Raw genomic sequence first — 12,667 nt, 5'->3', positions numbered from 1 at the left:
ATAATCATAATGTTAAAGTATATAGCTAGAAAAGTTTTTGGTACCAGAAGCGAAAAAATATTAAAATCACTGAACCCAGTTTTAAATAAAATAAACAATTTTGAAAAAGAAATTAGTGCTCTTTCCAACGATGAGCTAAAAGCTAAGACTAAAGAATTTAAAGACAGATTAAAAAATGGTCAAGCATTGGATGATATCATTGTAGAAGCTTTTGCTGTTGTTAGAGAAACTGCTAAAAGGGTATTGGGAGAAAGGCATTATGATGTCCAAATTTTAGGTGGTTTGGTTTTACATAAAGGAATGATTACAGAAATGAAAACTGGTGAAGGTAAAACGCTTGTTTCATCGTTGCCAGTATACTTAAATGCTTTAACTGGTAAGGGAGTTCATGTTGTAACTGTCAATGACTATTTAGCAAAGAGAGATTCAGAATGGATGGGAAAAATCTACGAATTTCATAATCTAAGCGTTGGATGTTTAGTTAATAATACGCCTGAGGAAGAGAAAAAAAGAGTGTATGAATGCGATATAGTTTATGGCACTAATAATGAATTCGGTTTTGATTACTTAAGAGATAATTTAAAGCATAATATTAATTCACTAGTACAAAGAGAATTCAATTTTGCAATTATTGATGAGGTTGATAGTATATTAATTGATGAAGCTAGGACACCTTTGATAATATCTGGTCCATCATTTAGCAGTCCAGAGCTATATATTAAAATAAACAACATTGCATCTTTATTATATGAAGATGATTATGAATTGGATGAAAAAAGTAAATCAGTACTTTTTACTGACAAAGGAAATGAGAGGGTTGAACAGTTAATAAAAGATTTAGGGCTTATAAAAAAAGATAGCAGTCTTTACGATATAGAAAGCATGGATATTGTGCACCATTTAAATCAAGCGATTAAGGCGCATAAAATATTTAAATTAGATACTGATTACATAATAAAAGATGGGAAAGTATTAATAATAGATGAGTTTACTGGTAGAATAATGGATGGAAGAAGATATTCAGAAGGATTGCATCAGGCGATTGAGGCAAAAGAAAAAGTCTCTATACAAGATGAAAACCAAACATTAGCTTCTATCACATTTCAAAATTATTTTAGAATGTATCCAAAGCTTGCTGGTATGACAGGAACTGCAATGACGGAAGCGCAAGAGTTATTGAGTATATATAATTTGGAAGTTGTGCAAATACCAACAAATATACCTGTAACCAGGATTGATGAGCATGATGTAATATATAAAACTGAAAATGCAAAAAATGACGCAATACTTGAAGAGGTTAAAAAGGCTCATGATAAATTACAACCAATATTAATAGGCACTATCAGTATCGAAAAATCTGAGCATATATCTAAGATTTTAAGGAAAAATGGAATTAAGCATAATGTGCTTAATGCGAAATTACATGAGCAGGAAGCTGATGTAATTGCACAGGCAGGAAGGCCTGGTGCAGTCACAATTGCAACTAATATGGCAGGGCGTGGTACTGATATAAAACTTGGTGGAAATGAAGAAGTTATAATAAAAGCTAAATCTATGGGAAAAATTATACCTGATCCAGAAGTTGAATTAATTAAGCAACAAATACAGCAAGATAGAAAAAAAGTTTTGGAAATTGGAGGTTTATTTGTAATTGGTACTGAGAGGCATGAATCTAGAAGAATTGATAATCAGTTAAGGGGTAGGGCAGGTAGACAAGGAGATGCAGGGAGAACAAAGTTCTTTTTATCACTAGAGGATGATTTGATGAGAATATTTGGCTCAGTTAAAATAGGGAATTTTTTAGGGAAACTTGGGCTTAAAGACGATGAAGCTATTGAACATCCATGGATTAATAAGTCATTAGAAAAAGCTCAGCAAAAAGTTGAATCAAGAAATTATGAAATCAGAAAAAATTTATTAAAATTTGATGATGTAATGAATGAACAAAGAAAGGTTGTTTATGAGCAAAGAATTAACATTATGAGAGAAGAAAAATTTGATGACATTATTGATGAAAAAGTGAAAGTACAGAATAAATATTTGATAAACAAGTTTATACTAGATAAATCGTTTGAAGAAGAATGGGAAAAAAAGGAAATTTCACATGAAATTCATAGAATTTATGGAGTTGATTTTTATATTGAGGAAGGCCAAAAAAAGGCAGAAATATTAAGTAAGCTAAATGATTTAACTGCAGAAATTTTTCAAAATAAAAGAAAGCAGTTTGGTGATGAAGTGTTTAATGAAGCTTTGAAAAGGATTTTTCTTGTCACCCTAGATCAATTTTGGAAAGAGCATCTTCACTCTTTAGATAGGTTAAAGGCAGGAATAAATTTAAGAGCATATGGGCAAAAAGATCCATTGAATGAATATAAATTTGAGGCTTTTAAACTATTCGAGGATATGTTTTTAGAGCTTGATGAAAACATAATTTGTACATCTGCAAAAATCCAAATATCACATGAATTATCAAATCTAGATGAGCTGGATTCGATGGGTAATATTCATGAGAGTAAAAAAGAGGTTAGTTCCCTAATAGATAATCAAAAATCAACTGATCCAAATAACTCAAACACATGGGGTAAAGTTGCTAGAAATGAACCTTGTCCATGCGGCTCGAATAAAAAATACAAGCATTGCCATGGAATGCTAATATAATCAAAAATCGATATCTATAAAATTTGGTAGGGATTAATTATTGGGGTTAGTTATGTATGGCACACTCGAGATTTAGTGAGGCAAAAAATGAAGCCGTTGTGGCCATCTTCATTTTAAAATCGGTTTGAGGAAATATAGTATGCTATGCTGGAACTTTTGATATTATCAATTAACTGCCCTTTGGTAAAACTTTAGTTTTATTCAAATAAATATTTATAGTCAAGCCTATGCCTATCATTATTGCAAGGTAGTTAGAACCTCCATATGATAACAATGGTAAAGGAACTCCTACAACCGGCAATAACCCAGATATCATCCCTATATTAATCACTATGTGAAAGAATAATAGGGAAGCGAATCCTAAAATAAATATTCTATAAAAATGAGAATAGCATTGTATTGATATTACATATAATATTGCGATTATTAGAGAATATATTGTTAATAGTAGGGCGCATAATACAAAACCGCCTTCTTCAGCTATTAAACCAAATATAAAGTCGGTATGATTTTCAGGTAAAAAATCTAACTGATTTTGAGACCCCTTTAAAAAGCCTTTTCCAAAAAGTCCACCAGAACCGATACTTATAATAGATTGAATAATGTTATATCCTGCGCCTAATGTATCGGTGGTGGGGTCTAAAAATGTAAGTATTCTCGTTTTTTGATAATCATGTAAGAACCTCCAAATAATTGGTAAGCTCAGAACAGCAGATAACCCTAGGCAAATAAATAATTGTATCCTAACTCCAGCAATAAATAATATAGTTAGAGATGTTAAAATTATGATTAATGATGTACCTAAATTTGGTTGTCTTAATATCAATAAAGTAGGTAATATTATTAACATTAATGGAAATATCAAATTTCTATATTTTTTGATATTATTTATATGGCAATTGTGAAAAAATTTTGCTAATGCCAAGATAACTGCGATTTTCATGAATTCTGAAGGCTGGATATTAATGAATCCTAAATTTATCCACCTCTTAGCTCCCATGGCCTGATACCCTAAAAAATCAGTTATAATTAGGCTTAATAAAACCAATAAATAAATATAATATGAATTACTAAAAATAAATCTGATATTTGTTATAGAAAATAAAAAAGCAATAAGGAATGAAATTAATGTGATGCTAATTTGTTTGCTGACCATAGTATCTATTACTCCGCCTGCAATTGAAAACATTGCAAAGAGATTAACTGATAGCAAAATTAGTATTAATGCTATGAACAATTTAATTAATAAGAATTCTTTTTTTGCAAGAGATATTTGTTTGATCATTAATTAATTCTCTTCTTGAGAAATTTTTCTTGCTTGATCATCTGCAGCAAGTGCATCGATAAATTGGTCTAATTTTGCCTCTTGTAACACTTCTTCTAAATTATAGATAGTCATGTTAATTCTATGATCTGTTATTCTATTTTGAGGAAAATTATATGTTCTAATTCTTTCTGATCTATCACCACTTCCAACCTGTACTCTTCGTAAATCTGACATTTCCTTATCCTTTTTTTCCCTTTCGATATCATATAGTTTGGATTTTAAAATTTTTAAAGCTTTTGCTTTATTTTGATGTTGAGATTTTTCAGATTGAACAACAACTAAACCGGTAGGGATATGGGTTATTCTTATTGCGCTATCTGTTGTATTAACGTGCTGACCGCCAGCTCCACTGGATCTATATGTATCGATTCTTAAGTCCTTATCGTTAATTTTAAGATCAATATCTTCGGCCTCAGGTAAAACAGCTACAGTAGCTGCCGATGTGTGAATTCTTCCGTTTGATTCAGTTGTAGGCACTCTTTGAACTCTATGAACACCGGATTCATATTTTAGCTTTTTATATACTCCTTTACCACTAATCGATGCCATAGCTTCTTTGCATCCCTCTAAGACTATACCAGAGATAGATAATACTTCAAATTGCCACTTTTGGTTTTCAGCATATTTTTGGTACATTTTAAATAATGTACCAGCAAATAAAGCAGCTTCGTCACCACCAGTTCCAGCTCTGATTTCAATAATAGCTCCTTTTTCATCGGCTATATCTTTAGGTAACAGCATTATTTTTAAGTTTTCTTTAATAATTTCTAAATTTGCTTTAGATTCTCTTTTTTGTTCAAGTGCCAAATCTTTTAATTCTTTTTCACCACTATTTAATAATATATCTTCGGCCTCTTTTAATAATTCTAAATTTTGCAAATACTCAATTGCAGAGAAGCTGATTTCAGACAAATCAGAATGCTCCTTTGCAATCTTGGCAAAATCCTGAGAAGGAATTTTAGAAGGATCAGATAATTTGTCACTTAAACTTTCGTACCTACTTATTATTTTATGCAGTCTATCTTCAAACGCCATATATATTTAGACTATTAAATTTAGTAAACAATCTAACAGGTTCAATATAATTATCAACCATTCAGGAAGATAATGATTTTAATAATGCTAAAATATTTTTCCTAACGTCTGAATTGGGAATTTTTTTATATGCATTGACTAACATCTCAATTTCTTTAGGTTTAATATTATCTCCAAATGTATTTTGGGTAACATCAGATGCATAATCAATTTCTTTTGTACCTGATGTATCATAATTATCTATCCCATCGAAAAAATAGCTAATATTAGTATTTAAAAATTTAGAGAAATCATAAAGTTTGCTTGCGCTTACCCTATTAACTCCTTTTTCATATTTCTGAACTTGTTGAAAGGTAAGGTTGACTGATCCAGCAAGATCGTCTTGGCTTATTCCTCTTTCAAGCCTTTTTTGTTTTAATCTTTCGCCAACATATAAATCTACATGATGGATATTTTTATCGTTAGAATTGACCATAAGCTTATAACCCTCCCACTTAGTCCAACTTTGTATAATTTAGAATGCAAACCTTTAAGTACCAAAACAATACGAATACAGAAATATACACCAGATATTAGAATCACCTAATCCTTACATATATCTATAATAGTAATAATTTTCATTTAAAAAAAATACTTATTGGTATATATATAATAAATATTCAACTTTATCAAGTATTAGTGCAGTAAATTAAATGGTAGAAAGATTTCCAATATCAAAAGAAGGTATGAATAAGCTTAGACTTGAGCTTATGGGTTTAAAGAACATAGAAAGAGTTAATGTTATAAAATCTATTGCAGAAGCAAGAGAACATGGCGATTTGTCCGAAAATGCAGAGTATCATGCAGCCAGAGAGAAACAAGGATTTATTGAAGCAAAAATATCCGAACTTGAAGATAAAATTTCTAGGGCAGAGGTTATTGATATAACAAAAATTCAAGGTTCAGAGATAAAATATGGTGCATCAATAAAATTATTTGATGAAGAGAAAGGCGATGAAGTATTTTATAAAATTGTTAGTGAATATGAAGCAGATGTTTCAAAAGGTTTAATTTCAATTTCTTCTCCACTCGCTAAAGCTTTAATAGGAAAAAAAGTCAATGAATCATTGGAATTTAAAACTCCCAAAGGTGTAAAATACTATCAAATAAAATCTGTCGATTATATTTAGCATTTGTAGCTCAGCTGGATAGAGCGCTATCTTCCGAAGGTATAGGTCGTGGGTTCGAATCCCTCCAAATGCACCATTTCATTGTAGTTATAATTATATTAGACTTATTTTATATTCAGAGATGAAAGAGTATAGAGTGTTATCGGGATTTATGATTGCAGGTCGATACAAGTCACATCATTAGATATTGGTTATATCTTTGTATTTATTTATAACAGCAACATATGGTGCAATGTACTTGGAGAGATTTTGAATACAAAAAAAGCCAAGAAAAGTGGCAGATTAACTGCCTACTATCCTTGGCTTAGGTACCGAAAAAGCGTTAAGCTAATTCAAAATTCCTAAAATATTTGTTATTAGGGTTTGTTATTAGGACAAACACTACCACTTCCTTTTCCATCAGAGCTAGATATGAATGAAACTACTGTATTTGCTCCAAATAGAACGCCCATACCAACTGCAACTGCTATGGCAACACCCCAAGTAATTTTTCCTAAGAACAAACCAATTGCCATAGATATAATTACAAGCGTAGCTATTGTTTTGCCAGTTGCTCCCTGAGCAACTGCAATTACGTTACAAAGTACATTAGCAATTCCCTGTCCTGCATCTGTAGGGTCACTTGGCGTTGTTCCAGTTGCTGCCGGGTCCGCATGTGAATAAGTGACATGTAAAAAGTTCATAGAAAAGATCATCAAAGAAATGACCATTATTTTTTTAAAATTTAACAACATCTTGCCTACTAAATTAAAGTTATATTAAATTAAACAGTAGCACAATGGTTATAATTGGCAATATTTTTATAACATTAATATTGTTGATGTTGAAATTATTTATGGTTGGGATGGGAGGATTCGAACCTCCGCATGACGGTATCAAAAACCGTTGCCTTACCGCTTGGCTACATCCCAATGGAATATGTAGGTGATATTATATGTGAAATTATTTTTTTCAAGCATTTATTGATTATTTTATGTTATAAAAGCATTTTGAATGCATTAGATAATTTTTATGACTAGAAAAATAATTGAATATGGCTTTGATGAATTGAAAAAAGTATCACATGAAATTGGTGAAATGTTATTAAAGAGCAAAGTACTATTATTATATGGTGACTTGGGATCGGGTAAAACAACTTTTACCAAAAGTATTGTTGAAAATCTAGGAGGAGATCCACAAAATGTAACAAGCCCAACATTCAATTTAGTTCACATTTATGATGTTAAAAAATTTAAAATTTGGCATTTTGATTTGTACAGAATTAAATCTGAAAAAGAATTGCTTAACATTGGAATTGAAGATGCTATGGAAGATGGAATTTTAATTATTGAGTGGGGTGAAATTGCGGAAAAATTGCTTAAGAAAAATTACTTGAAGGCCCATATAGAATTTACTAATGATGAATTTCACAGAAGGTTAATACTAGATTACTGATTTTACTTATTACATAGGCTGTATTGTAAAAAAAGTAATAAATTTAATCTATGGTAATAAAAGTATAATATTGCTATATTAGCCTCATGCTATTTATTAATTAATGTGATGATACGTAGATTGTTTTTAAAATCTATCCTCCTATTAGTAATATTTATGACGTCATATTATTATGCTAAAAACAATGCTTATATGGAAAACATTGAAAATTATTTGCATAATAATTTTAAAAACTTTGCTAGTTTGAAAAAAATTGATGTTTTAGGAAACAATTTGTTGCTAAAAAAATCTATACTTGAGTTAATCAATGTTAGGGTAGGACAAAAGCTATATTTGATTTCTGCGAACGACATCAGGGATAAATTGCTTAAATTAGATGAAATTAGTGATGTTAACGTCAATATAAATTACTCAGGACTAATAAAAATTACAATTAATGAACGTAAGCCGTTTGCTATATGGTGGAATAAAAATTCGCCTTGGTTAATTGATGAAGAGGGTAGTAAAATACTAAAAATAAAAGATGTAGATTCATATAAAAATTTGGTTATAATATTCGGACAAAATTTTAATGATAAGTTAAAGACGTTTCTTGATTTATTAAAACCTTTTTCATTGTATGGAAAAATTAAAAGCCTACATTATGTTGGTAATAGAAGATGGGACGTATATATTGAAGATAATATAGTGATTAAATTACCAGAAAATAATATTGCTAATTCAATTAAAAAAACGGAAAAAGTGTTAAACAGTTTAAAGTATAAGGATAAAATTGATATAATAGATTTGAGATTGTATCCAGAAAAGCTATTTTTAAGATTGAAAGATAAAGTATGATTAAAGGAAAAAATATAATTTCTATATTAGACATAGGTAGTACAAAAATAACGTGCTTTATAGTTAAGAGAATATATGCGGATAATTATGAAATTTTAGGAGTGTCGGAAACTGCTTCAGGTGGAGTTAAATCTGGCATGATTGTTAATTTGGAAATTGCAAAAAATGCCATTATCAAATCAGTGGAAGTAGCGGAAAAAATGGCTTTAGTTAATATTAAAAGTGTGTTTATAAGTCTTAATTCATCATTTCTTATTTCTGAAAGAAGTTCGGCAGATATAATTCTTTCAAATCAAGAAGTTACTGTTAAAGATTTAAATAAGCTTTTATTTAAAGTGCTGGGAAAATTTAGTAAGCAAGAGGTAGAGATCGTACATACCTTTCCATACGAATATATATTAGATGGTAATAGAGGTATATCCTACCCTCTGGGGCTTTATGGAAATAAACTGACAGGATTTTTTCATATGGTAAGTGTGCCAATAAACTACACAGTAAATATTTCAAAATGTCTTGAGCTATGTCAACTTAAAATTGAAGGATACATATGCAGTGGATACGCTGCGGGGGTAGCATGCTTAAAAAGTGAAGAAATGGAATTTGGTTGTGCATTAATTGAAGTTAACGGTGCTTCATCAACAATCTCTTTATTCGTTAATGACAAAATAATTTTTACGGATGGAGTGCCATATGGTGGCATAAATCTTGCAAAAGATATTGCCAAGGTGTTTAATTTAGATATGAAGATAGCTGAGAAAATTAAAAATAAACATGGTTCTATGATTAGGTCAGTTGATGATTCGTCTGCTCAGACTATAAAGGTTGATATGGATGTATCCTATGAAGATGAGTGTTTTATTAATCAAAATGAGCTTAATGATGTAATTATTGCAAGAATGCATGAAATATTAACATTGCTAAAAAGTAAGCTAGAAGATAATGATATGATGGAATTAGTAAGTAAAGTAATATTTACAGGTGGATGCGCACAATCAATAGGGATGAAAGAACTAATAGAGGAAGTCTTTGAGGTAAAAGCGAGAATTGGTATGCCTAATAATCAAGAGGGGATTCCTAGTAATTTTTTAAAGAGTAGCTTTTCCGCTCCGATAGGAATGTTAAGATGCATAGAAAATATGAATCATCACAAAAAGAATTTGCTTGAAGACAAAAAAGGGGTTTTAAAATCAATTTGGGTATGGCTTAAAGAGAATTTTTAAAGCTATATATTCAGAATTGCCCTTTTAGCTATTATAAAATGGCTGATTACGTAGTAACTTATTTACAGGTATTTAGATTTTGCTTTTTAAGATGAGATGATGGTGCTCCTTAGATATTATTGATCAATCGTATATCAAGCAAATCTGAGAAAAATTAAATTCTGGGCTTAAATAGATTTTAAAATTTTTGACAATGCTAAAATTTCATGAAAGAGTAAAACCATACAGGGTGGATGTGTTAGTTTAGTTCACCCATTATTTTGGTAATATGGGGGGTGTACATGGGTTATCACAGCAAGGAGAAAATTCAAGCGGAATACGATTGGACAGTAAATAATGCATGTATTACATGCGACAACCATCGTGAAGAAGGATTTAAGTTTAGTAATTTAAAGGCGAAAATTCAGCAACTGCAAGGTGAAATTGACGCTTTAAAAAACCAATGTGATGCGCAAAGTAATGATTATAAGTTAAATGAATTGCAAGATCAGATTAATATTTTAAAAAAGCAATATGATACACAAAGCGCTAATTACAACTTGTGTGATACTGATAAAAAAGCTCTATCTATATCATTTGTGAATTACAAAGCAAATTCGCAATTAGAATTAAACAAACTTCAATCTCGATATGAAACTCTTAATTCAACTATGTTTGGGCTCAGGAATTTATTTAATGATGTGAATAATAAAGCGCAAGATTGTGAAAATGAGAAGAATGGTTTTACTAATGAAATTCTGCGATTAAAAGACCAATTGCGACAATCTGATGCTAATGGTGCAGAGTGTCTTAATTCTCTTGAATCAAAATCATCTGATAATACAAAGCTACTGGCTGAAAAAAATAAATTAGAAAATGAAAATCAAACTGGAGAAAGGCTGCTACAGGATAAGAATACTGAATGTGAAAATGCTAAGCAAACATTAAGTGAAGATAATAGAAATACTCAAATAAAATTAAATGATCTTCAGGGTAATTATGACAAAATTAATGGGGAAAAAATTCAATTAAAAATTGAGTATGATCAGGTTTTAAACAATATTAATGGCTTAAAAGAGGATTTAAAAGGATGTCAAGAAAATCTAGGGAAGAAGTGTGAAGGCGTTGTAGAAACATTGAATTCAAAAATCAAGCTTTTAGAAGATAATTTGGACAAAATTAAAGATGACTTAGTTGCATGTAAATCAAGTTTGGAAATAATTACAACTGAAAAAACTACTATCACAGAAAAAAATAATAATCTCAATGCTGAACTTTCCAGTAAAACCAGTAATTTAGAATCATGCCAAAAAGATTTAAGCAAAACAGAGAATGAAAGGGATGGGTTTAAGACAAAATTTGAGCAATTAACAACTCAGCACGATACATTAACTACAAAAGATAAAGAACAAGAAGGGGAGATTTTAGATTTAAAAAAGCAAAATCTGGATTTAGGTCATACAAATAGTCAATTAACTATTGACTCTAATAGTTGTAGTGAAAATCTAAAAAGCTCCAAAAAGTTACTTGATGAGAAAAATAGTAAAATTACAGAGTTTGATTTGAAAATATTAGGATTTACGGCAGAAGTGAGTACTTTAAAGGCAAGTTTGTTAGCAGCACAAAAAAGTAAAATGAATGGGTATAAGGAGTCGTGCGATTTGATGCATCAAAGATATAAAAAATATTATGATGGAGCAAGTAGTAATAAATCAATTTTTGATAGGATTGTAGATAAGTTCACTGAATGGTTTACTAGTAGGTATAGCGACACAAGACCTATATGGAACGAAAGTTCATTAAAAGGGTTACTTTGTACGTGGCAAAAAGAAGGTGTTGTGCAAAAAAACGCCATAATTAAAACAAAATATAAAGATGGTTCAACAAAGAATTATAAATTAGATGATATGTGTACTGACAAAAAACTTATAGAAAATTTTTCTAGGGAAATTATAGATCCATGTAATGATGAAGGTGGTATATGGAACTATGACTTTTAGTCACCTATCATTCACATATTTAAAATAAATTAAAAGAGAATTTTATGAAAAACATTTTAAAAATTTTATTACTTCTTGTTTTGTTACAATCAAATCAAGATTTATATGCATCTGAGAAAAATAGTTATATAAGAGTTGATTTTGGAATACCTTATTATAATAAATTATCTGAAGATTATGAAAAAACTAGATTGCATGGCGGGCAACTTTATAATGTTGGTTTAGGATATAAATTTAATAATAATTTTAGAGCCGATCTCACAATATCAAAATTAAATAATGCTAAATTTTCTTACCGAACTAGCGATGTCTCAGTATCAAGTAGTGAAAATAATCTTACTGAATTGCTATATCAAACTAATGCAGAATCATTATCAAAATTTAACGTTAATAGCGCAGTTATTATGACTAATCTGTACTATGATTTATTAAACTACAAAATTTTTAATGTTTATACTGGATTAGGTATTGGCATGAGCCAAAATTCTGTAAGTGAATATTTATATGATAAAAAAAGTGGTAATTTAATACTAAATGCACCTTTAACGTATGTGAAATACAGTAAAAGTAATAAAAATAATTCTTTTGCCTATGGTTTGACATTAGGAAGCTCATTTAAAATAAGCGATTCATCATTAATAGATTTAAATTATAAATATTATGATCTAGGTAAAATTAAGCATAAAGCAGATAAAATGATGCCTCACAGCGATAATATAGAATCTAAACATAAAGTGCATGTCATAAGCTTTGGGCTTAGAGTTTTTATGTGATATAGCTAGGATAATTAGAGGTATTGATTTAAATTTTAATCTATCAGAACCTGATCTAATAAAATCAATAGATTTTTACATCTCTACGATACCCAAAAAGAGTTGATAGCTTTGTTAATATCTTAATTTTGTTTTTCTAAACTACGCGTCCTCTGTAATGGGATTATTAGGTTTTAGTTACCCCATGATAAAAAGGTAAATTTTAAAGCCTGAAATTGTCGGTATCTTTGTTTAG

Annotated in this window: 11 protein-coding genes and 2 tRNA genes; 8 read left to right on the top strand and 5 right to left on the bottom strand. The window is 29.9% G+C overall.

Going from position 1 to position 12,667, the window contains the following annotated elements:
* Window positions 1–9: 9 nt before the first annotated feature.
* Entirely contained in the window at window positions 10–2,658 is a 2,649-nt protein-coding gene (gene secA / locus N3Z17_RS05805) for a preprotein translocase subunit SecA (RefSeq protein ID WP_282471774.1), read from the top strand.
* Window positions 2,659–2,827: 169 nt separating this feature from the next.
* Here secA and rodA read toward each other — a convergent pair whose 3' ends face one another.
* From rodA to N3Z17_RS05790, 3 genes are all read right to left on the bottom strand, one after another.
* On the bottom strand, window positions 2,828–3,943 hold the full coding sequence (gene rodA, locus N3Z17_RS05800; RefSeq protein ID WP_282471773.1) for a rod shape-determining protein RodA: 1,116 nt from the start codon (window positions 3,941–3,943) through the stop codon (window positions 2,828–2,830).
* Between the two features lie 3 nt (window positions 3,944–3,946).
* Entirely contained in the window at window positions 3,947–5,020 is a 1,074-nt protein-coding gene (gene prfA, locus N3Z17_RS05795) for a peptide chain release factor 1 (RefSeq protein ID WP_282471772.1), read from the bottom strand.
* Between the two features lie 61 nt (window positions 5,021–5,081).
* Window positions 5,082–5,495 carry a helix-turn-helix domain-containing protein gene (locus N3Z17_RS05790; protein ID WP_282471771.1) on the bottom strand — a complete coding sequence of 138 codons (414 nt, stop codon included), beginning with the start codon at window positions 5,493–5,495 and terminating at the stop codon, window positions 5,082–5,084.
* 217 nt (window positions 5,496–5,712) lie between these two features.
* Between N3Z17_RS05790 and greA the strand changes: the two genes are divergently transcribed.
* Together greA and N3Z17_RS05780 are read left to right on the top strand one after the other, a co-directional pair.
* Complete coding sequence (gene greA, locus N3Z17_RS05785; protein ID WP_282471770.1) at window positions 5,713–6,189, top strand: transcription elongation factor GreA; 477 nt, start codon at window positions 5,713–5,715, stop codon at window positions 6,187–6,189.
* Window positions 6,189–6,265 (top strand) — tRNA-Arg (locus tag N3Z17_RS05780). The genes greA and N3Z17_RS05780 overlap by 1 nt, the downstream gene beginning before the upstream one ends.
* A 280-nt stretch (window positions 6,266–6,545) precedes the next feature.
* Here the strand turns inward: N3Z17_RS05780 and N3Z17_RS05775 are convergent.
* Window positions 6,546–6,923, bottom strand: coding sequence for a TrbC/VirB2 family protein (locus N3Z17_RS05775; RefSeq protein WP_282471769.1), 378 nt, complete (start codon window positions 6,921–6,923; stop codon window positions 6,546–6,548).
* Window positions 6,924–7,025: 102 nt separating this feature from the next.
* Window positions 7,026–7,100, bottom strand: a tRNA-Gln gene (locus N3Z17_RS05770).
* 100 nt (window positions 7,101–7,200) lie between these two features.
* Between N3Z17_RS05770 and tsaE the strand changes: the two genes are divergently transcribed.
* The 5 genes from tsaE to N3Z17_RS05745 all read left to right on the top strand — a co-directional run bounded on the left by tsaE (window position 7,201) and on the right by N3Z17_RS05745 (window position 12,432).
* Window positions 7,201–7,623: a tRNA (adenosine(37)-N6)-threonylcarbamoyltransferase complex ATPase subunit type 1 TsaE gene (gene tsaE, locus N3Z17_RS05765; protein WP_282471768.1), complete on the top strand. Its 423-nt coding sequence runs from the start codon at window positions 7,201–7,203 to the stop codon at window positions 7,621–7,623.
* A gap of 156 nt (window positions 7,624–7,779) precedes the next feature.
* Window positions 7,780–8,460: a cell division protein FtsQ/DivIB gene (locus N3Z17_RS05760; RefSeq protein WP_282471767.1), complete on the top strand. Its 681-nt coding sequence runs from the start codon at window positions 7,780–7,782 to the stop codon at window positions 8,458–8,460.
* The gene (ftsA, locus tag N3Z17_RS05755; RefSeq protein WP_282471766.1) at window positions 8,457–9,680 is read left to right on the top strand and encodes a cell division protein FtsA; all 1,224 of its coding nucleotides are present in this window, start codon (window positions 8,457–8,459) and stop codon (window positions 9,678–9,680) included. The genes N3Z17_RS05760 and ftsA overlap by 4 nt, the downstream gene beginning before the upstream one ends.
* A 281-nt stretch (window positions 9,681–9,961) precedes the next feature.
* Window positions 9,962–11,659, top strand: a complete 1,698-nt coding sequence (locus N3Z17_RS05750; RefSeq protein WP_282471765.1) for a coiled-coil domain-containing protein — start codon at window positions 9,962–9,964, stop codon at window positions 11,657–11,659.
* Window positions 11,660–11,703: 44 nt separating this feature from the next.
* Window positions 11,704–12,432: an outer membrane protein gene (locus tag N3Z17_RS05745; protein WP_282471764.1), complete on the top strand. Its 729-nt coding sequence runs from the start codon at window positions 11,704–11,706 to the stop codon at window positions 12,430–12,432.
* Window positions 12,433–12,667: the final 235 nt, after the last annotated feature.

This window comes from Candidatus Bandiella numerosa (assembly GCF_029981845.1).
Taxonomy (GTDB): domain Bacteria; phylum Pseudomonadota; class Alphaproteobacteria; order Rickettsiales; family Midichloriaceae; genus Aquirickettsia; species Aquirickettsia numerosa.
Note: the sequence above shows the minus strand (reverse complement) of the source record. Positions and strands in the feature narration are given on the sequence as shown.

What these genes read in the sequence shown, in the direction of transcription:
- secA (WP_282471774.1), top strand. Translation starts at nt 10, where the DNA reads ATGTTAAAGTATATAGCTAGAAAAGTTTTTGGTACCAGAAGCGAAAAA.
- rodA (WP_282471773.1), bottom strand. Translation starts at nt 3,943, where the DNA reads ATGATCAAACAAATATCTCTTGCAAAAAAAGAATTCTTATTAATTAAA.
- prfA (WP_282471772.1), bottom strand. Translation starts at nt 5,020, where the DNA reads ATGGCGTTTGAAGATAGACTGCATAAAATAATAAGTAGGTACGAAAGT.
- N3Z17_RS05790 (WP_282471771.1), bottom strand. Translation starts at nt 5,495, where the DNA reads ATGGTCAATTCTAACGATAAAAATATCCATCATGTAGATTTATATGTT.
- greA (WP_282471770.1), top strand. Translation starts at nt 5,713, where the DNA reads ATGGTAGAAAGATTTCCAATATCAAAAGAAGGTATGAATAAGCTTAGA.
- N3Z17_RS05775 (WP_282471769.1), bottom strand. Translation starts at nt 6,923, where the DNA reads ATGTTGTTAAATTTTAAAAAAATAATGGTCATTTCTTTGATGATCTTT.
- tsaE (WP_282471768.1), top strand. Translation starts at nt 7,201, where the DNA reads ATGACTAGAAAAATAATTGAATATGGCTTTGATGAATTGAAAAAAGTA.
- N3Z17_RS05760 (WP_282471767.1), top strand. Translation starts at nt 7,780, where the DNA reads ATGACGTCATATTATTATGCTAAAAACAATGCTTATATGGAAAACATT.
- ftsA (WP_282471766.1), top strand. Translation starts at nt 8,457, where the DNA reads ATGATTAAAGGAAAAAATATAATTTCTATATTAGACATAGGTAGTACA.
- N3Z17_RS05750 (WP_282471765.1), top strand. Translation starts at nt 9,962, where the DNA reads ATGGGTTATCACAGCAAGGAGAAAATTCAAGCGGAATACGATTGGACA.
- N3Z17_RS05745 (WP_282471764.1), top strand. Translation starts at nt 11,704, where the DNA reads ATGAAAAACATTTTAAAAATTTTATTACTTCTTGTTTTGTTACAATCA.